At 58.6% G+C, this 18,525-nt stretch carries 20 protein-coding genes; 9 read left to right on the top strand and 11 right to left on the bottom strand.

What is annotated here, in order from left to right; translation table 11 throughout:
• Nucleotides 1–133: 133 nt before the first annotated feature.
• The 7 genes from pip (at nucleotide 134) to N7D90_RS22840 (ending at nucleotide 8,947) form a co-directional block, all read left to right on the top strand.
• Entirely contained in the window at nucleotides 134–1,105 is a 972-nt protein-coding gene (gene pip / locus N7D90_RS22870) for a prolyl aminopeptidase (protein ID WP_261740103.1), read from the top strand.
• Nucleotides 1,102–1,539 (top strand): D-aminoacyl-tRNA deacylase, encoded by a 438-nt coding sequence (dtd, locus tag N7D90_RS22865; RefSeq protein ID WP_261740102.1) that lies wholly within the window; start codon nucleotides 1,102–1,104, stop codon nucleotides 1,537–1,539. Before pip ends, dtd begins: the two co-directional genes overlap by 4 nt.
• 231 nt (nucleotides 1,540–1,770) lie before the next feature.
• Nucleotides 1,771–3,504 carry a glucan biosynthesis protein G gene (locus N7D90_RS22860; protein WP_261740101.1) on the top strand — a complete coding sequence of 578 codons (1,734 nt, stop codon included), beginning with the start codon at nucleotides 1,771–1,773 and terminating at the stop codon, nucleotides 3,502–3,504.
• Nucleotides 3,497–6,049 carry a glucans biosynthesis glucosyltransferase MdoH gene (mdoH, locus tag N7D90_RS22855; protein ID WP_261740100.1) on the top strand — a complete coding sequence of 851 codons (2,553 nt, stop codon included), beginning with the start codon at nucleotides 3,497–3,499 and terminating at the stop codon, nucleotides 6,047–6,049. Before N7D90_RS22860 ends, mdoH begins: the two co-directional genes overlap by 8 nt.
• Nucleotides 6,050–6,321: 272 nt before the next feature.
• Nucleotides 6,322–7,119 (top strand): transporter substrate-binding domain-containing protein, encoded by a 798-nt coding sequence (locus tag N7D90_RS22850; RefSeq protein ID WP_261740099.1) that lies wholly within the window; start codon nucleotides 6,322–6,324, stop codon nucleotides 7,117–7,119.
• A 141-nt stretch (nucleotides 7,120–7,260) separates the two neighbouring features.
• Nucleotides 7,261–8,220 carry an amino acid ABC transporter permease gene (locus N7D90_RS22845; protein WP_395247093.1) on the top strand — a complete coding sequence of 320 codons (960 nt, stop codon included), beginning with the start codon at nucleotides 7,261–7,263 and terminating at the stop codon, nucleotides 8,218–8,220.
• Nucleotides 8,213–8,947 (top strand): amino acid ABC transporter ATP-binding protein, encoded by a 735-nt coding sequence (locus N7D90_RS22840; RefSeq protein ID WP_261740097.1) that lies wholly within the window; start codon nucleotides 8,213–8,215, stop codon nucleotides 8,945–8,947. The genes N7D90_RS22845 and N7D90_RS22840 overlap by 8 nt, the downstream gene beginning before the upstream one ends.
• 66 nt (nucleotides 8,948–9,013) lie before the next feature.
• Here the strand turns inward: N7D90_RS22840 and N7D90_RS22835 are convergent, their stop codons facing one another.
• The 10 genes from N7D90_RS22835 to ubiE all read right to left on the bottom strand — a co-directional run bounded on the left by N7D90_RS22835 (nucleotide 9,014) and on the right by ubiE (nucleotide 16,831).
• Nucleotides 9,014–10,582, bottom strand: a complete 1,569-nt coding sequence (locus N7D90_RS22835) for a methyl-accepting chemotaxis protein (RefSeq protein WP_261740096.1) — start codon at nucleotides 10,580–10,582, stop codon at nucleotides 9,014–9,016.
• A 233-nt stretch (nucleotides 10,583–10,815) separates the two neighbouring features.
• Nucleotides 10,816–11,526, bottom strand: coding sequence for a 16S rRNA (uracil(1498)-N(3))-methyltransferase (locus N7D90_RS22830; protein WP_261740095.1), 711 nt, complete (start codon nucleotides 11,524–11,526; stop codon nucleotides 10,816–10,818).
• The gene (tatC, locus tag N7D90_RS22825; protein WP_261740094.1) at nucleotides 11,523–12,320 is read right to left on the bottom strand and encodes a twin-arginine translocase subunit TatC; all 798 of its coding nucleotides are present in this window, start codon (nucleotides 12,318–12,320) and stop codon (nucleotides 11,523–11,525) included. Before tatC ends, N7D90_RS22830 begins: the two co-directional genes overlap by 4 nt.
• A gap of 4 nt (nucleotides 12,321–12,324) precedes the next feature.
• A complete protein-coding gene (gene tatB / locus N7D90_RS22820; protein ID WP_261740093.1) occupies nucleotides 12,325–12,717 on the bottom strand; it encodes a Sec-independent protein translocase protein TatB in 393 nt (130 codons plus the stop codon).
• Nucleotides 12,718–12,727: 10 nt separating this feature from the next.
• Complete coding sequence (locus N7D90_RS22815; RefSeq protein WP_019825245.1) at nucleotides 12,728–13,006, bottom strand: twin-arginine translocase TatA/TatE family subunit; 279 nt, start codon at nucleotides 13,004–13,006, stop codon at nucleotides 12,728–12,730.
• Between the two features lie 24 nt (nucleotides 13,007–13,030).
• Nucleotides 13,031–13,363: a phosphoribosyl-ATP diphosphatase gene (locus tag N7D90_RS22810; protein WP_016783168.1), complete on the bottom strand. Its 333-nt coding sequence runs from the start codon at nucleotides 13,361–13,363 to the stop codon at nucleotides 13,031–13,033.
• Nucleotides 13,356–13,757 carry a phosphoribosyl-AMP cyclohydrolase gene (gene hisI / locus N7D90_RS22805; RefSeq protein WP_261740092.1) on the bottom strand — a complete coding sequence of 134 codons (402 nt, stop codon included), beginning with the start codon at nucleotides 13,755–13,757 and terminating at the stop codon, nucleotides 13,356–13,358. Before hisI ends, N7D90_RS22810 begins: the two co-directional genes overlap by 8 nt.
• Before the next feature lie 79 nt (nucleotides 13,758–13,836).
• Nucleotides 13,837–15,441: a ubiquinone biosynthesis regulatory protein kinase UbiB gene (ubiB, locus tag N7D90_RS22800; RefSeq protein WP_261740091.1), complete on the bottom strand. Its 1,605-nt coding sequence runs from the start codon at nucleotides 15,439–15,441 to the stop codon at nucleotides 13,837–13,839.
• Nucleotides 15,438–16,061, bottom strand: a complete 624-nt coding sequence (locus N7D90_RS22795; RefSeq protein ID WP_261740090.1) for an SCP2 domain-containing protein — start codon at nucleotides 16,059–16,061, stop codon at nucleotides 15,438–15,440. Before N7D90_RS22795 ends, ubiB begins: the two co-directional genes overlap by 4 nt.
• Complete coding sequence (ubiE, locus tag N7D90_RS22790; protein ID WP_261740089.1) at nucleotides 16,061–16,831, bottom strand: bifunctional demethylmenaquinone methyltransferase/2-methoxy-6-polyprenyl-1,4-benzoquinol methylase UbiE; 771 nt, start codon at nucleotides 16,829–16,831, stop codon at nucleotides 16,061–16,063. The genes N7D90_RS22795 and ubiE overlap by 1 nt, the downstream gene beginning before the upstream one ends.
• 106 nt (nucleotides 16,832–16,937) lie before the next feature.
• Between ubiE and N7D90_RS22785 the strand changes: the two genes are divergently transcribed.
• Nucleotides 16,938–17,213 (top strand): polyhydroxyalkanoic acid system family protein, encoded by a 276-nt coding sequence (locus N7D90_RS22785; RefSeq protein WP_261740088.1) that lies wholly within the window; start codon nucleotides 16,938–16,940, stop codon nucleotides 17,211–17,213.
• A 156-nt stretch (nucleotides 17,214–17,369) separates the two neighbouring features.
• Entirely contained in the window at nucleotides 17,370–18,056 is a 687-nt protein-coding gene (locus N7D90_RS22780) for a phasin family protein (protein ID WP_261740087.1), read from the top strand.
• A gap of 56 nt (nucleotides 18,057–18,112) precedes the next feature.
• Here N7D90_RS22780 and N7D90_RS22775 read toward each other — a convergent pair whose 3' ends face one another.
• Entirely contained in the window at nucleotides 18,113–18,484 is a 372-nt protein-coding gene (locus N7D90_RS22775) for a DUF971 domain-containing protein (RefSeq protein ID WP_261740086.1), read from the bottom strand.
• Between the last annotated feature and the right edge of the window lie 41 nt (nucleotides 18,485–18,525).

The raw sequence follows: 18,525 nt of genomic DNA, 5'->3' as shown, positions 1-18,525 counted from the left end.
AAGCCCGCTCCCACAGGATTTATGCAGTTGCCAGATATTCAACCACAGCCTTTTTAAGGACATGCTCCTTGCACCCATTCGGGTTTATGATGCCAGACGGCAACATTTTTCAGCCCCTCTCTCGGAGTGCGTAATGCAGACCTTGTTCCCGCAGATCAAACCCTACGCCCGGCATGAGCTGGCGGTTGATGGGCCGCATGTGCTTTACGTTGACGAGAGCGGTTCGCCGGATGGCTTGCCTGTGGTTTTTGTCCACGGCGGGCCAGGTTCGGGCTGCGATGCCAACAGTCGCTGCTATTTTGATCCGGGCCTGTACCGCATCATTACGTTTGATCAGCGCGGTTGCGGGCGTTCGACGCCGCATGCCAGCCTGGACAGCAACACCACGTGGGATCTGGTCGCCGACATGGAACGGATTCGTCTGTACCTAGGTGTCGACAAGTGGGTGTTGTTTGGTGGTTCCTGGGGCTCGACCCTGTCACTGGCGTACGCGCAAAGCCACCCGGACCGGGTACATGGACTGATTCTGCGTGGGATCTTTCTGGCACGTCCTCAAGAAATCGAGTGGTTCTATCAGGCAGGTGCCAGCCGGATTTTCCCGGATTACTGGCAGGAATACATAGCACCTATCCCGCAGGAAGAGCGTCACGATCTGATGAGCGCTTTTCACAAGCGCCTGACAGGCAATGACCAGATCGCCCAGATGCATGCGGCCAAGGCCTGGTCGACCTGGGAAGGACGTGCTGCAACCCTGCGGCCCAACCCGCAAGTGGTCGAACGTTTTTGCGACCCGCATCGGGCCTTGTCCATTGCCCGTATCGAATGCCACTACTTCATGAACAACGCGTTCCTGGAACCCAATCAGTTGCTGCGTGACATGTACAAGATTGCCCACCTGCCAGCGGTGATCGTGCATGGCCGCTACGACATGATTTGCCCGCTGGATAACGCCTGGGAGCTGCATCAGGCTTGGCCTGGCAGCGAGCTGCAAATCATCCGCGAGGCCGGGCATGTGGCCTCTGAACCCGGTATTACCGATGCCTTGGTGCGCGCCACCGAGCAAATGGCCCGCAGCCTGCTCAACTTGCAGCCCGACGAAGCATGAAGGGCCTGTTGCAGCGTGTCAGGGGCGCGCGGGTAGAGGTAGCAGGGGAGATTGTCGGTTCAATCGACCAGGGCTTGCTGGTGCTGGTCGCCGTCGAACCTGGTGATACCGAAGCGAGCGCGGCCAAGTTGCTGCACAAGCTGCTCAACTACCGGGTGTTCAGCGATGCCGAAGGCAAAATGAACCTGTCACTGGCTGATATTGGCGGCGGTTTGCTGCTGGTTTCGCAATTTACCCTGGCCGCCGATACCAAAAGTGGCCTGCGCCCCAGCTTCTCCACAGCAGCGCCTCCAGCATTGGCCGAGGCACTGTTCAATCACCTGCTGATTGAGGCAAAACGCCTTCACCCGATCGTCGGCTCAGGGCGTTTTGGGGCTGATATGCAGGTGCATTTGGTCAATGATGGCCCTGTGACATTCCTGTTACATATTTAAAACACTGAAAATCCGTGTTTTCGTCCGAAAACAGGGGGTTTTAGCGATAAATACTTGCTGACAGTAGATGCGTTGTCACGCGGGCTACTAGATAATCCCGCGCTACACAGAGACTAATCCGACACGATGGGGGAATTAAAACCTCTACCAATTGTCGGAACAGTGCTCGCCAACCTGGCATTTAGATCGCTGGCCGTTGGTTTCATCATCTGTTTTCGGCGAGGTTTGCTCGTGATTGTTAGTCCATTAAATGCACCAAAAATGTCTGCCAAGCGGTTTCGCAACGCACTGGTGACGGGCTCTGCGCTCTTTTGCTTGTTCGGTGCGGGTCAACTGTGGGCATTCAGTCTGGATGACGTGGCGGCTGAGGCTAAAACCCTCGCCGAGCAGAAGTACCAAGCGCCGCGCAGCAATTTGCCAAATGAATTCCGCGACATGAAGTTCGCGGATTATCAGAAGATTCAGTTCAAGCGTGAAAAGGCTGAGTGGGCGGGCGATAAAACCCCGTTCAAATTGTCCTTTTATCACCAAGGCATGCATTTCGACACGCCGGTGAAAATCAATGAAGTGACCGCCACCAAGGTTGAAGAGATCAAGTACGACTCCAGTCGTTTCGATTTCGGCGACGTCAAGTTCGACCCTAAAGCGACCGAAAACCTCGGTTGGGCCGGTTTCCGCGTGCTGTATCCAATCAACAAGGCGGATAAGCAGGACGAAATCATGACCATGCTGGGCGCGAGTTACTTCCGCGTTGTGGGCAAGGGCCAGATCTATGGCCTGTCTGCCCGTGGTATGGCGATCGACACTGCATTGCCGTCGGGCGAAGAGTTTCCGCGCTTCACCGAGTTCTGGATCGAAAAGCCCAAGCCTAATGACAAGCACTTGGTGATCTTCGCCTTGCTGGATTCGCCACGGGCTACCGGTGCTTACCGCTTTACCCTGCGCCCGGGCGTGGACACGGTAGTGGATGTCAAAGCGCAAATGTTCCTGCGCGACAAGGTTGGCAAGCTGGGCATTGCTCCGCTGACCAGCATGTACCTGTTCGGCGCTAACCAACCGTCCAAAGTCCTCAACTACCGTCGCGAGCTGCACGATTCGTCGGGCCTGGCCATTCATGCTGGCAACGGCGAGTGGATCTGGCGTCCGCTGAACAACCCGAAACACTTGTCGGTTAGCAACTTCTCGGTTGAAAACCCGCGTGGCTTCGGCTTGCTGCAACGTGGCCGCGACTTCAGCCACTATGAAGACCTTGACGACAACTACGACAAGCGCCCAAGCGCCTGGATCGAACCGCAGGGTGATTGGGGCAAAGGCTCGGTTGACCTGGTAGAAATTCCTACCGCTGACGAAACCAACGACAACATCGTTGCGTTTTGGAGCCCGGCCACTCTGCCAGAGCCACTCAAGCCATTTGATTTCGCCTACCGCCTGCACTGGACCATGGACGAAGCGGCCCTGCACCCGACTGACAGCGCCTGGGTCAAACAGACCCTGCGTTCGACCGGTGACGTCAAGCAATCGAACCTGATCCGCCAGCCTGACGGCAGCGTCGCCTACCTGGTCGACTTCGAAGGCCCGTCGCTCAAGGCCTTACCTGAAGATGCCGCTGTGCGCAGCCAGGTCAGTGTCGGGGACAATGCCGAGCTGGTTGAAAACAGCGTGCGTTACAACCCTGAAACCAAGGGCTGGCGCTTGACCCTGCGGATGAAAATCAAGGATCCGAGCAAGTCCACGGAAATGCGAGCTTCGCTGGTTCAGGATGTTGAGCATGCACCGGCGGCCAAACCGGCAGCGCCTTTGACCAAAGCTGAAAAAGCTGCGGCCAAGGCACAAGAGAAGAAAGAACACGCAGCCAAGGACGCCAAGGCTCCTGCGGCTGACGCAACCCCAGCCACTCCAGAACCGGTGAAGACTGAAAAAGTGTTGACCGAGACCTGGAGCTACCAGTTGCCCGCCGATGAGTAATGCTCACCCCCAACCGGCCTCGCTCAGCGAGTACCTGGCGCATTTGCCTCTGAGCGATGAGCAGCGCGCCGAACTGGCGAGCTGCACCTCGTTCGACGAGTTGCATGCACGCTTGTCGGCGCAGACCGATGTTGATGCCAGCGAGGCCGCACAGGCCTCGGTTGGCACGCGTCTGAACCTGACTTCGGCGACTGAACTTGAGGACGCAGAAATGCTCGCCCTCGATGCCAGTGGCCGGGTGATGCTCAAGGCCACGCCACCGATCCGTCGCACCAAAGTGGTGCCCGAGCCGTGGCGTACCAACATTCTGGTTCGTGGCTGGCGGCGTCTGACCGGGCGCAGCAATCCGCCTGCGCCGAAAATCGACGAGCGCGTCTTGCCCAAGGCCCGCTGGCGTACGGTGGGTTCGATCCGCCGTTACATCCTGCTGGTTTTGATGCTTGGCCAAACCATCGTCGCTGGCTGGTACATGAAAGGCATCATGCCGTACCAGGGCTGGGCGTTTGTTGACCTTGAAGAAGTGCTGCATCAACCGCTGATGCAGACAGCGCAGCAAGTGCTGCCGTATGCACTGCAAACCAGCATCCTGATCCTGTTCGGGATTTTGTTCTGCTGGGTATCGGCAGGTTTCTGGACCGCCTTGATGGGCTTTCTGGAACTGTTGACCGGGCACGACAAGTACCGTATTTCCGGCAAAAGCGCCGGTAATGAGCCAATCCCTGAGCAGGCACGTACTGCGCTGGTAATGCCGATCTGTAACGAAGACGTCACCCGTGTATTTGCGGGCTTGCGGGCGACCTACGAATCGGTAGCGGCTACGGGTGATCTGGATCGCTTCGACTTCTTTATCCTCAGCGACAGTAACGACCCTGATATTTGTGTCGCCGAGCAACAGGCCTGGCTGGATGTGTGCCGCGAAACAGAAGGCTTCGGGCGGATTTTCTATCGTCGTCGCCGTCGTCGTGTGAAGCGCAAGAGCGGCAACCTCGACGACTTCTGCCGTCGCTGGGGCGGCGATTACAAGTACATGGTGGTACTCGACGCCGACAGCGTGATGAGCGGCGAATGCCTGACCAGCCTGGTGCGCTTGATGGAAGCCACGCCAGACGCCGGTATCATCCAGACCGCGCCACGTGCGTCGGGCATGGACACTCTGTATGCGCGCATGCAGCAGTTCGCCACCCGTGTGTACGGGCCGCTGTTTACAGCCGGTCTGCACTTCTGGCAGTTGGGCGAATCCCACTACTGGGGCCACAACGCCATCATCCGCATGAAACCGTTTATCGAGCACTGCGCCCTGGCGCCGTTGCCGGGCAAAGGGGCATTTGCGGGCGCGATCCTGTCTCACGACTTCGTTGAAGCCGCGTTGATGCGCCGTGCCGGTTGGGGCGTGTGGATTGCCTACGATCTGCCGGGCAGCTACGAAGAATTGCCGCCTAACCTGCTGGACGAACTCAAGCGTGACCGTCGTTGGTGCCACGGTAACCTGATGAACTTCCGCCTGTTTCTGGTCAAGGGCATGCACCCGGTACACCGTGCGGTGTTCCTCACGGGCGTGATGTCGTACCTGTCAGCACCGCTGTGGTTCTTCTTCCTGCTGCTGTCGACGGCCTTGCTGGCGGTCAACACGCTGATGGAACCGCAGTACTTCATGGAACCGCGCCAGCTGTACCCGCTGTGGCCTCAATGGCACCCGGACAAGGCTGTGGCGTTGTTCTCGACCACGATCGTGCTGTTGTTCCTGCCTAAACTGCTGAGCATCATTCTGATCTGGGCCAAGGGCGCAAAAGAGTTCGGTGGCAAGTTCAAGGTCACACTGTCGATGTTGCTGGAGATGCTGTTCTCCATGCTGCTGGCGCCGGTGCGCATGATCTTTCACACCCGCTTCGTACTGGCTGCGTTCCTGGGCTGGGCTGCGACCTGGAACTCGCCACAGCGTGACGACGACTCCACGCCGTGGAGTGAAGCTGTGCGCCGTCATGGCCCGCAAACCCTGCTGGGTGCGGCCTGGGCTGCGTTGGTGCTGTGGTTGAACCCGAGCTTCCTGTGGTGGCTGGTGCCGATTGTCGGTTCACTGATGCTGTCGATCCCGGTTTCGGTGATCTCCAGCCGGGTCAAGCTGGGCCTCAAGACTCGCGACGAAAGCCTGTTCCTGATTCCCGAGGAATACGCACCGCCGCGCGAATTGTCGGCCACCGCCGAATACACCCACGAGAACCGCTACCATGCACTGCATGACGGTTTTGTGCGGGCCGTGGTTGATCCGCAACAGAACGCGTTGGCCTGTGCGTTGGCGACGTCGCGTCACCGTGAAGCCGAGCCGATTGAATGGCTGCGCACCGAACGTGTGCGTCACGCGCTGAAAGTCGGTCCTCAGGGCGTCACCAACAACGAGCGTATGGCATTGCTGAGCGACCCTGTTGCCCTGGCGCGCTTGCACGCTCTGGTGTGGAACGAGGGTCATGAAGACTGGTTGAACGCCTGGCGTGAGTCGGTTGCTGCCGACCCGCATGCCCCGTTGTTGCCATTGCAGCCTTCAGCCTGATCTAAAAGAAACCCCACTTCGGTGGGGTTTCTGCTTTATAGCCGCTGCCGAAGGCTGCGATGGGCTGCGAAGCGGCCCCAGGATGCGGACCTTATCGCAGCCTTCGGCAGCGGCTACAGGGTCTGCTTCTTTTCTCTCGCAAAACTCGTGTCACAACCCTTCTGTGAGTTAGCATCCGTTTCCGAATGGGTGAGTGCCCGGCTGTATTGGCTTTTTGAATCGAGCCCGCCGTTGGCCAACACCTTAATTGAGTAGGTTGAGGGGAGTTGATGATGAAGAAGTTTCTATCGAAACTGCTGGTCGGCGTCACTGCGGTACTGGCGATCAGCGCAGCCCATGCGGGCGCAATTGATGACGCGGTCAAGCGCGGCACCTTGAAGGTGGGCATGGACCCAACCTACATGCCATTTGAAATGACCAACAAGCGCGGCCAGATCATTGGCTTCGAAGTTGACCTGCTCAAAGCCATGGCCAAGTCCATGGGCGTCAAGCTGGAGCTGGTTTCCACTGGCTATGACGGCATCATCCCGGCCCTGATGACCAACAAGTTCGACATGATCGGCAGCGGCATGACCCTGACCCAGGAACGCAACCTGCGCCTGAACTTCAGCGAACCCTTCATCGTTGTGGGCCAAACCCTGCTCATCCGCAAAGAGCTGGAAGACAAGATCAAGTCCTACAAAGACCTCAACGACCCACAATACCGCCTGACCTCGAAAATCGGCACCACGGGTGAAATGATCGCCCGCAAACTGATGTCCAAAGCCCAGTACCACGGCTATGACAACGAGCCAGAAGGTGTGCTGGACGTGGTAAACGGCAAGGCTGATGCCTTTGTTTACGATGCGCCGTACAACGTTGTTGCAGTAAACAAGTTCGGTAACGGCAAACTGGTGTTCCTCGACCAGCCGTTCACCTACGAGCCTTTGGCCTTTGGTCTGAAGAAAGGCGACTACGACAGCATCAACTTCATCAATAACTTCCTGCACCAGATCCACGAAGACGGCACCTACGATCGCATCCATGACAAGTGGTTCAAAGACACCGCTTGGCTCAAAGACATGGAATAAGCGCGATTCCTGTAGCCGCTGCCGTAGGCTGCGATAAGGACCGAAGGGCCTTCAGATTCTGGGGTTGCCTGCAGCCCATCGCAGCCTTCGGCAGCGGCTACACACGCTGTCTGCGCTGCTCTCTACGGAAATATCAAAGTGATCAAACAAAAAAAAGTCCAGTGGCCCTGGCACGTATTGACCGTGCTGGTGCTCATCGGTCTGGCGGGTGCGCTGTATTACGCCACCTCGCTGATGTCTTACGAATGGCGCTGGAACCGCGTCCCGCAGTACTTCGCCTATCAAGCCGAAGAAGCCCAGCGGGCGACTGAAGCCTCGACCGTGATTGAGTTGGTGCGCAAAGGCGATACTGCCGAAGTCGTACTGCGTGGCGAAGATGGCAAAGAGCAACGCGTGACTGTCGCCGACAACAGCCTGCAGTTGGCTGAAGGCGATGATGTTGCTGAAGGCGATGTGATTGGTGTTAACCGCCATTGGGCCGCCGGGCCGCTGCTCTGGGGCTTGTGGACCACGGTTTGGCTGTCGTTGGTGTCAGGCGTACTGGGTTTGATCATCGGGCTGGCCACGGGCCTGTGCCGACTGTCGAATAACCCGACCCTGCGCGATCTCTCGACCCTGTACGTCGAACTGGTGCGCGGCACGCCGCTGCTGGTACAGATTTTCATCTTCTACTTCTTCATCGGCACTGTACTCAACCTGTCCCGCGAATTTGCCGGTATTGCCGCGCTGTCGTTGTTCACCGGTGCGTACGTGGCTGAAATCATTCGTTCGGGTGTGCAGTCCATCGCTCGCGGGCAAAACGAAGCGGCTCGCTCGCTGGGCCTAAACAGCAGCCAGTCGATGCGCCATGTGGTGCTGCCGCAAGCGTTCAAGCGTGTACTGCCGCCGTTGGCCGGGCAATTTATCAGCCTGGTCAAGGACACCTCGCTGGTGTCGGTGATTGCGATTACCGAGTTGCTCAAGAGCGGCCGTGAAGTCATCACCACCTCGTTTTCGCCGTTCGAGATACTGTTCTGCGTAGCGGGCCTGTACCTGTTGATCAACCTGCCGCTGTCGCATTTCGCCAGCCGGCTTGAGCGGAGGCTCGCGCAAAGTGATTGAAGTTCGCGAACTGGTAAAAGTCTTCGACACCCGCGGGCATATTGTTCGCGCCGTGGACAACGTCAGCACCACTGTCGCCCAGGGCGAAGTACTGGTGGTGATCGGCCCCTCGGGCTCTGGCAAGTCGACCTTTCTGCGCTGCCTTAACGGCTTGGAAGATTTCGACTCAGGTTCGGTCAGCATCGACGGCCTGGATCTGGCCAACCCCAAAACCGATGTGAACGCCTATCGGCGTGAAGTCGGCATGGTGTTTCAGCATTTCAACCTGTTCCCGCACATGACCGTACTGGAAAATCTGTGCCTGGCGCAGAAGGTGGTACGCAAGCGTGGCAAGGCCGAGCGCGAAGCCAAGGCCCGGGCGTTGCTGGAGAAGGTCGGTATCGGGCAGAAGGCCAACGAGTACCCGTCGCGCCTCTCGGGCGGTCAGCAACAGCGCGTGGCGATTGCCCGTGCGCTGGCGATGGAGCCCAAGGTGATGCTGTTTGACGAGCCCACTTCGGCGCTGGACCCGGAAATGGTCGGCGAAGTCCTGGACGTGATGAAGACCCTGGCCCGCGAAGGCATGACCATGGTCTGCGTGACCCACGAAATGGGCTTTGCCCGCGAAGTGGCGAACCGCGTGCTGTTCTTCGACCACGGCAAACTGCTGGAAGACTCCGCCCCGGAAGACTTCTTCAACTCGCCTAAAGACCTGCGTGCCCAGGCGTTTTTGCGCCAGGTGCTTTGACGGCAGCTACAAGCAGAAGCAGAAGCAGATCTGCTTCTGCTCTGAACTTGCCACTTGCAGCTGCTGTTAAACCTTAAACCGCCCCACCAACGTCTGCAAATGTGTACCCAGGCGCGCCAGCTCAACGCTGGAGGCCGCCGTTTCTTCACTGGCGGCGGCGGTTTGCTCTGAGACATCTCGCACATTCAACACGCTGCGGTTGATCTCTTCTGCCACCGCGCTCTGCTGTTCGGCAGCCGCTGCAATCTGTTGGTTCATGCCCTGAATGGTCGACACTGTACGGGTGATGTTGCCCAGTGACTCGCCTGCGCGGCGGGTCAGTTCAACGCTGTTGTCCGTCAGGGCGCGACTGTTGTCCATACTGCTGGACACCTGCTGAGTGCCGCTTTGCAGGCCGGCAATCAGCTCTTCGATCTCTTCCGTGGATTTTTGCGTGCGCTGCGCCAGGCTGCGTACTTCGTCGGCCACCACCGCAAACCCGCGACCGGCTTCTCCAGCCCGTGCAGCTTCGATGGCAGCGTTCAGCGCCAGCAGGTTGGTTTGCTGGGCAACGGACTTGATCACGTCGAGCACGCTGCCAATTTTGTCGCTTTCACGCTTGAGATGGCCCATGGCATCGGTGGAATGGCCGACCTCAATCGCCAGCTTCTCGATCTGGGCGATGGCCTGCGCAACCACGCTGTCGCCTTCGCGGGCCTGCTGGTCGGCAGCAATTGCAGCTTCAGAGGCTTCTTCGGCGTTGCGCGCCACTTCCTGTACGGTCGCCGCCATTTCATGCATGGCGGTGGCGACCTGATCTGTCTCGACTTTCTGACTGTTGACCCCGGCACTGGTCTGCTCGGTGACCGCCGAGAGTTCTTCGGCGGCGCTGGCGATTTGCGTCACGCCGTCACTGATTCCGCCAATCAACTCGCGCAGGCCTGCGGTCATCCGTTGTATGGCTTGCTGTAGCTGCCCCAGTTCGTCGCGACGGTCGGTTTGATGGTCGTGGGTCAGGTCGCCTGCCGCGATTCGCTCAACGGTTTTCAGCGTGCGTTGCAGCGGGATAACGATCTGGCGAGTAATGGCCCAGGCCGCAATGATGCCCAGTACCAGTGCCAGCAACGTACAGCCGATCAGCAGGGTGGTGGCCTGCCGGCTGTCAGCGTCGCGCTTGGCTGTTTGCAGAGCCGAGAGTTTTTGGCTCTGCTCGATCAGGACAGTGCCCTGGCGGTGCATGCGCTCAATGGCTTGTTCACTGGCTTGAGTGCCTTGAATCAGGTCGGCGAAGGCGCGTTTGTACTCGGCCACGGCGTTGAGTTGCTGTTCGACCAGTGTCAGCTCGTCGGGAGCTACCAGCTGTTTGCGTGCTCGCTCCAGGCCGTTGTCCAGTTCGCTCAGTTGGTGAGTGACTTCGGCTAGGGTGTTTTCGCCGGGTTGGCGTTCATATTCAAGGCGGGCAATACGCAGGTCTTTGGTCAGGCCGATGATTTTCGAAATATTGGCCAGCTTGTCACCCTGGTCGATGACGGACACCAGACCATTCCAGCCCGTTGCGGTGATCAGCAAGGTCAGCATCAGCACCAGCCCGAAGCCCAGACTGAGTTTACGATTGACGCTTATATTGCCGAGCCGTTGGGCCAGCCGATGGAACATGGTGATACTCCTTTATTGACCGAGTTACGTAACGGTCTTCATGGGTTATCAGGGCATCGGCGCGCAGGGGGATAACTGAAGTGCGCAGGTTGAATGTGTGACGAACGTCAAGAACCTGTAGCCGCTGGCGCAGGCTGCGATGGGCGCGCGGAGCGACCCTGATTTTCAGGCGAGAAGCGAAGGTCCTGCGGACCTTATCGCAGCCTGCGCCAGCGGCTACAGGTTTGGGGAGGTCAGAACAATCGGGCGAGAAGGGCGGTGACGGCGGTTTCGACCCGCAGGATGCGCGCGCCCAGTTGCACCGGCTGCAAGCCTGACTTGGCCAGCAAATCGATTTCGTAAGGGATCCAGCCACCTTCCGGGCCGATGGCCAGTGTGACCGCTTCGTCCAGCCCGCGCGGGCAGGCCGGGTAATCGCCCGGATGACCGACCAGGCCCAGGGTGCCTTCGACCAGCGCAGGCAGGCGGTCTTCGACAAACGGCTTGAAGCGTTTTTCGATGACGATCTCAGGCAGTACGCTGTCGCGTGATTGCTCCAGGCCCAGAATCAATTGTTCACGAATGGCTTCGGGTTCCAGAAACGGGGTCTGCCAGAAGCTTTTCTCTACCCGGTAACTGTTGACCAGAATGACCTTCGGCACGCCCATCGAGGCCACGGTTTGTAGCACGCGGCGCAGCATTTTTGGGCGCGGCAAGGCCAGCAACAGGGTCAGTGGCAGTTTGGCCGGTGGCGGCTGGTCCAGGCTGTGGATAACCAGCTCGGCTTCTTGTGCTTCAAGGCGCACCAGCTCGGCGCTGCCCATCAACCCGCCAATCCGACCGACGCGCAGGCTGTCGCCGACGACGGCACGGTGAACTTCCTGCATGTGAGTCAGGCGCCGATCGCGCAGGATCACGCGGTCGGCGGCAATGAAATCAGCCTCTTCGAGGAGCAGCAGGTTCACGCTTGTGGCGCTGGCGGTTGGGCGTCGTTGTCAGCCGATTGTTCGTCCGGGTGTTCGCCGCGTTTGTTCTTGCTGACCAAACTGCCAAAAATAATGCCGATTTCAAACAGCATCCACATCGGGATGGCGAGCAAGGTTTGCGAGAAGATGTCGGGCGGAGTCAGGATCATGCCGACTACGAAGCAGCCGATGATCACGTACGGGCGAATCTTGCGCAGGTATTTGACGTCGACGATGCCAATCCAGACGAGCAATACCACGGCCACCGGGATTTCAAAGGCCACGCCAAAGGCAAAAAACAGGGTCATGACGAAATCAAGGTAGCTGCTGATATCGGTCATCATTGCGACGCCTTCCGGGGTAGCAGCGGCGAAGAACTTGAACACCAGCGGGAACACCAGGAAGTAGGCGAAGGCCATGCCTGCGTAAAACAGGAAGATGCTGGAGACCAGCAGCGGCACGGCTATGCGCTTCTCGTGCTTGTACAGACCAGGAGCGATAAACCCCCAGATCTGGTGCAGGATTACCGGAATTGCAATAAACAGCGAGACCATCATGGTCAGCTTGAGGGGCGTGAGGAACGGCGAGGCCACGTCGGTGGCGATCATCGTCGCGCCTACCGGCAGGTATTCACGCAACGGCGTGGAGACCAGGGTGTAGATTTGCTGGGTAAAGGCGAACAACCCGGCAAAGATGATGAAAATCGCCGCGATGCAGCGCAACAGGCGGGTGCGCAGCTCGGTGAGATGCGAAACCAGCGGCATTGGCTGGTCGTGATCAGGCTTATCGCTCATGCGCTTAAGGGGCTCGCGGTGGCAGGGTAGGGTCGTGTGGCGCTGCCGGTTGAGGCGCAGGGTCTTTGCTCAGGCTAACGGGGGCAGTGTTCGCAGGCTCGACAGGCGCAACTGTTGGCTCGGTCGGGGTCAGCGGCTTCACGGCGTCCTGCAGAGGGGCCAGGATCTTCTTGGCTTCCTCTTCCATCGACAGGATATGTTCGTTGTGCAGCTGCCGACGTATTTCGTCGGCGCCGATTTCACGTTCAACTTCCTGTTTGATCGCATTGAAACTGCGTTTCAAGCGCCCGATCCACAGGCCCGCCGTGCGCGCAGCACCTGGCAGTCGCTCGGGGCCGAGCACCAGCAGGGCCACAAGGCCAACGAGCAGCAGTTCACTGAAGCTGATACCGAACATTAGTTTTGGCTCACACGTCTTTGCGGGTCGGCTCTTCGACTTTTTGTGCCTGCACGTCAATGGTGTGCGGCTCGTTCAGGGTCGAAGTGGTGTGTGGTTGTGGTGCAGCAGTTGGCTGCGCAGGCGGAACCACGGGCTCGGCAGGTTTTTCGTCGTCGTTCATGGCCTTGCGAAAGCCTTTGATCGATTCGCCGACATCGGTGCCCAGATTTTTCAGTTTTTTGGTGCCGAAGACCAGGACTACGACTACCAGAATGACGATCCAGTGTTTCCAGTCAAAAATGCCCATGATGTGTTCCTTAGCAAAAGTGATTTAGGCGGACGGCCGGGAGGCTTTTTCCACGTGGCCGGAGGTGCCGATACGCCGCTCCAGTTCATCCAGTACTGCCTGAGGATGCTGCCCCAACTGGGCCAGCATGATCATGCTATGGAACCATAGATCGGCTGTTTCGTAGATAACATCGCTGCAATCACCGCTGATGGCGGCGTCTTTGGCGGCGATGATGGTTTCGATCGACTCTTCGCCGACTTTTTCCAGAATCTTGTTCAGGCCCTTGTGGTACAGGCTGGCGACATAGGAGCTGTCGGGAGTTGCGCCTTTGCGTGCTTCGAGCACTTGGGCTACGCGGCTCAAGGTGTCAGTCATGGGAGTGCCCTGCGTGGTAAATGGCGTGCGGATCTTTGAGCACCGGGTCGACGGTTTTCCACTCAGCGTTTTCGTACACGCGGTAGAAGCAGCTCTGGCGACCGGTATGGCAGGCGATATCACCGATTTGTTCGACCATCAGGATGATCACATCGGCATCGCAGTCCAGGCGCATTTCATGCAGCTTTTGCACGTGGCCGGACTCTTCGCCCTTGCGCCACAGCTTGCCACGGGAACGTGACCAGTAAATGGCACGGTTCTCGGCGGCAGTCAGGCTCAATGCCTCGCGGTTCATCCAGGCCATCATCAGCACGCGCCCGGTCTTGTGGTCCTGGGCAATCGCCGGCACCAGGCCGTCGTTGTCCCATTTGATCTCGTCCAGCCAGTCTTTCATGTTCGACTCCGACAACCTGCCTCAACCCTGTGGCTGAGGCCTGGTGAATTCACAGTTTGCCAGCCTCTTCCGGAGCTGGCTATCGGCGCACGATCAGATACAAGCCTACGGCCAGCATGATTCCTGCTGGCCAGTAGCCCGCAGTGTGCAGGGGGCCGAGGCTGGCCAGCAAGGCCCCTGCGGCCAGATGCCCGGCACCGATCAGGCGCAGGAACCAGCCATCACGGGATTCGCGCACGATCAATTGTTTGTTACTGGCATGGGGTTGCGACATGCGTTCGAGCAAGTCGCGAGTCATGCCGGCCAAATGCGGGATCTGCTCGACCTGGCTGTGCAGGTTGCGCAGCAGGGTTTTAGGGCTCACGCGCTCACGCATCCAGCGCTCGAGGAACGGCTGGGCGGTGTTCCACAGATCGAGGTCGGGGTACAGCTGGCGCCCCAGGCCTTCGATATTGAGCAGGGTTTTTTGCAGCAACACCAACTGCGGCTGGACTTCCATATTGAAGCGTCGAGCCGTCTGGAACAGGCGCATCAGCACCTGGCCAAAGGAAATTTCCTTGAGTGGTTTCTCGAAAATTGGTTCGCACACGGTACGGATAGCGGCTTCAAACTCGTTGAGTTTGGTATGCGCTGGCACCCAGCCTGAATCAATGTGCAACTGCGCCACACGGCGGTAGTCACGCTTGAAAAAAGCAAACAGGTTGCGTGCCAGGTAGTCCTGATCCTCGGGGGTCAGGCTGCCGACGATGCCGCAGTCGATGGCGATATATTGCGGAGCCCACGGATTGACGGTGCTGACAAAGATGTTGCCGGGGTGCATGTCGGCGTGAAAGAAGCTGTCGCGGAACACTTGGGTGAAGAAAATCTCCACGCCGCGCTCGGCCAGCATCTTCATGTCCGTGCGCTGATCCGCAAGGGCCTCCAGGTCGGTGACCTGAATCCCGTAGATGCGTTCCATCACCAGCACTTTGGGGCGGCACCAGTCCCAGTAGATCTGCGGCACGTACATCAGCGGCGAGCCTTCGAAGTTGCGCTTGAGCTGGCTCGCATTGGCCGCCTCGCGCAACAGGTCGAGTTCGTCGTAAATGGTTTTTTCGTAGTCTGTGACTACGTCCACCGGGTGCAGCAGGCGGGCGTCAGCGCTCAGGCGCTCGGCGGTACGGGCCAGAATAAACAGCCAGGCCAGGTCAGAACCGATGATCGGCTTGAGCCCGGGGCGCACAACCTTGACCACTACTTCTTCGCCGGTCTTGAGCTTGGCCGAGTGAACCTGAGCCACCGACGCTGAGGCCAGCGGTTCGATGTCGAAACGGCTGAACACTTCGCTGATTTTGGCACCGAGCTGCTCTTCGATCAGCTTGACCGCCACTTGCGGGTCGAACGGCGGTACTCGGTCTTGCAGCAGCATCAGCTCATCGGCGATGTCGGCGGGCAGCAGGTCGCGGCGAGTTGAAAGGATCTGGCCGAACTTGATAAAAATCGGCCCCAGATCCTGCAACGCCAGACGCAGGGCCGCGCCGCGGCTCAGCTCCAGTTTCTTACGCGGGAACCAGCGCCACGGCAGTGCGTAGCGCAGGGACAGCATCCACCAGGGCAAAGGCAGGGCGAACAGCAGGTCATCCAGTCGGTAGCGAATGACGACGCGCTGGATACGAAACAAACGGCGTATGGCAAGCAGCTTCATGCGTTATCGCTGGAATTGAGGGATCGGGAAAGGCGCTCAAAGCGCGCCTCAAGGCGATCCAGGTCGAGTTTGAGTTGGTCGAGTTCGTCAAAGCGCGCTTGCGCTTCGTGTTCGCCGACCAAGGTGCGGGCTTCTTCGCTCAGGTATTCGGCCAGATTTTGATTGAGGCTGGCGAATCCTTGCTGATACCAGTTGGCGCGGCTGCGCAGGTGACCACCGATCAATGCCGTGGCCACTGGCCCGATCCAGTTCGAGAGTTCGTACTCCCAATCCAGTTCCAGGTCTTGCAGCACCGCTGCCAGCTCCATCAGCACCGCGCTGTCGCCTTCAAGCTCGACTTCAGGGCTGTGCAACACGGCGCTTTTGTCCTTGCTCAAGGCCAGACGCAGCAGGCTGGTGGCGGGTGCACGCAAGGTGCAGTCAGGTTCGGCCGCCCATTGGCTGGCCAGCAGCAGGCCTTCATCGCTGGGCAAAATAAACAGGCGCAGCGAGGGGCTCGCGCATTCGACGGCAATCAACTTGCCGGTCAAGGGACGCAAGCGCGCCAGAGCCGTGCTGTCCAGCCGCAAAACGCGGTTGATGCCGTTTTCGACGCTGGCGAGAAGGCCGCGCAGCAACATCAGGGCTTGATGCCGCGGTGTAGAGCGACGATGCCCGAAGTCATGTTGTGATAGGTCACGCGGTCAAAACCGGCCTCGACCATCATCGACTTCAGTGTCTCTTGGTCAGGGTGCATGCGGATCGATTCGGCCAGGTAGCGATAGCTCTCCGGGTCGTTGAGGATCAGCTTGCCCACCAGTGGCATAAAGGCGAACGAATAAGTGTCGTAGACCTTGGACATCAGTGCGTTGGTCGGCTTGGAGAACTCCAGCACCAACAGACGGCCACCCGGCTTGAGCACGCGCAGCATGGAGCGCAGGGCGTCTTCCTTGTGGGTCACGTTGCGCAGACCGAAGGCGATGGTCACGCAATCGAAATGGTTGTCCGGGAACGGCAGCTTTTCAGCGTCGGCCTGAACGAACTCGATATTGCCGGCCACGCCCTTGTCCAGCAGGCGGTCACGACCGACCTTGAGCATCGAGGCGTTGATGTCGGCCAGCACCACTTGGCCGGTCGGGCCAACCAGATGGGAAAACTTGCGGGCCAGGTCACCAGTGCCGCCAGCGATGTCCAGCACCTTGTTGCCAGGGCGTACGCCAGACAGCTCGATAGTGAAACGCTTCCACAGACGGTGCATACCGCCCGACAGAACGTCGTTCATCAGGTCATATTTGCCGGCTACAGAGTGGAAAACCTCGGCGACTTTCTCGGCCTTTTGGCTTTCCGGTACGTTTTTGAAGCCGAAGTGAGTGGTGGGTTCGGCATCGCTGCCTTTGCGCTGATCAGTCATATCGCTGTCACCAAAAGAGAATGCTGGCCATTCTAATCCCGGTGGCCGGCTTTGTCTTGGCGAGGGTGAATGTATAGTGGCGGCTTTATTTATCAGGAGCGACGCCATGGCGCGTATCAGCGTTGAACGTACCCATAACCTTGGCCTTGAGGCCGCACGTGAAAAAGCTCAGCCATTGGTCGAGAAGCTGGCCAGCCAGTACGGCCTGACCCCTACCTGGGCTGGCGACACCGTGAAATTGAAGCGCTCGGGCGTAAACGGCACCCTGGAAATCGGCGAGAAAACCGTCAAGGTCGATGTGGAACTGGGAATGTTGATGTCCGCGATGAGCGGCATGATCCAGTCGGAAATCGAACGGTCGCTGGACAAAGCACTGTCGTGACCTTCTTGCGGCTCGTGCAGCAGGCTAATTCGCTATGAGCCGCCTTGATACAAGGCGGTTTAGCGTCTAAACCTGATGCAGGTGAGCACGTTGTTCATCTTGATGATTCGACGCCCTTGCTCACTGGCGTCGCAACTGAACATTGAGGGAAACACGATGGCTGCTAAAAAGTCGACGACCAAAGAAAGCAACTCATGGGTAGGCAAGGTTGAAGAGTACTCACGCAAAATCTGGCTGGCAGGTTTGGGTGTGTATTCCAAGATTGATACGGACGGCAGCAAGCTGTTCGACACCCTGGTCAAAGATGGCGAAAAAGCCGAAAAGCTGGCCAAGGACGCGGGCCACAAAGTGGCTGAGGGTGTTAAGGCGTCGACCTCATCCGCGCGTTCTCGGGTTGAAGACGTAAAGGATTTGGCATTGGGCAAGTGGAGCGAGTTCGAAGAAGCTTTCGATAAGCGTCTCACCAGCGCCATTTCACGCTTGGGTGTCCCCAGCCGTGAAGAAGTCAAAGCGTTACACGCCCAAGTGGACGTATTGACCAAGCATATTGAAAAACTGACTGCGGCCGCTGCAAAAGTCACTGCGACCAAACCACCTGTAGTGAGCAAGCCTGCAGCGGTCAAGGTTGCGGCAAAACCTGCAGCAGCCAAGCCAGCAGCCAAGCCAGCTGCGAAACCAGCGGCCAAGGCTGTAGCTGCGAAGCCTGCGGCAAAACCTGCAGCCAAGCCAGTAGCAGCCAAAAAGCCCGCAGCTCCGAAAAAGCCTGCAGCACCTAAAAAACCGGCCGTAGCCAAGGCCCCTGTAGTAACTGCGCCACCGGCGTCGGTGACGACAACGTCATGACTGCTTTGTGAGCAAGCCCGGCTCCCACGGAGAGCATCTGTGGGAGCCCGACTGCGTTACAACATCAGTTTGACGACCGACACCGAAGGGTCGCGCGACTTACCGGCCTTTTTCAGCTCGGCCAGATAGTCAGCCCATAATTCTTCTTGGCGCACGCCAAGCTGGTGGAGGTATTCCCAAGTAAACAGGCCGCTGTCGTGACCGTCATCGAAGGTCAGTTTTAGCGCGTACTGGCCTGCGGGCTCTACCTTGCTCAAGCCGACATTGATTTTGCCGAATTGCAGGATCGGATTGCCGTGACCCTGGACTTCTGCGGAGGGGGAATGCACGCGCAAAAACTCGGCAGGCAGCTCGTATTGCTCGCCGGACGGGTATTTGAGAGTGAGGGTTTTCGAGGCTTTGTGCAGGTTGATGGCGCTGGGGATCATGGTCGTAACCTTTGGTCATCGCACAAACAGTGTAGCCGCTG

This window comes from Pseudomonas fragi (genome assembly GCF_025426255.1).
Lineage (GTDB): Bacteria > Pseudomonadota > Gammaproteobacteria > Pseudomonadales > Pseudomonadaceae > Aquipseudomonas > Aquipseudomonas kulmbachensis.
Note: the sequence above shows the minus strand (reverse complement) of the source record. Positions and strands in the feature narration are given on the sequence as shown.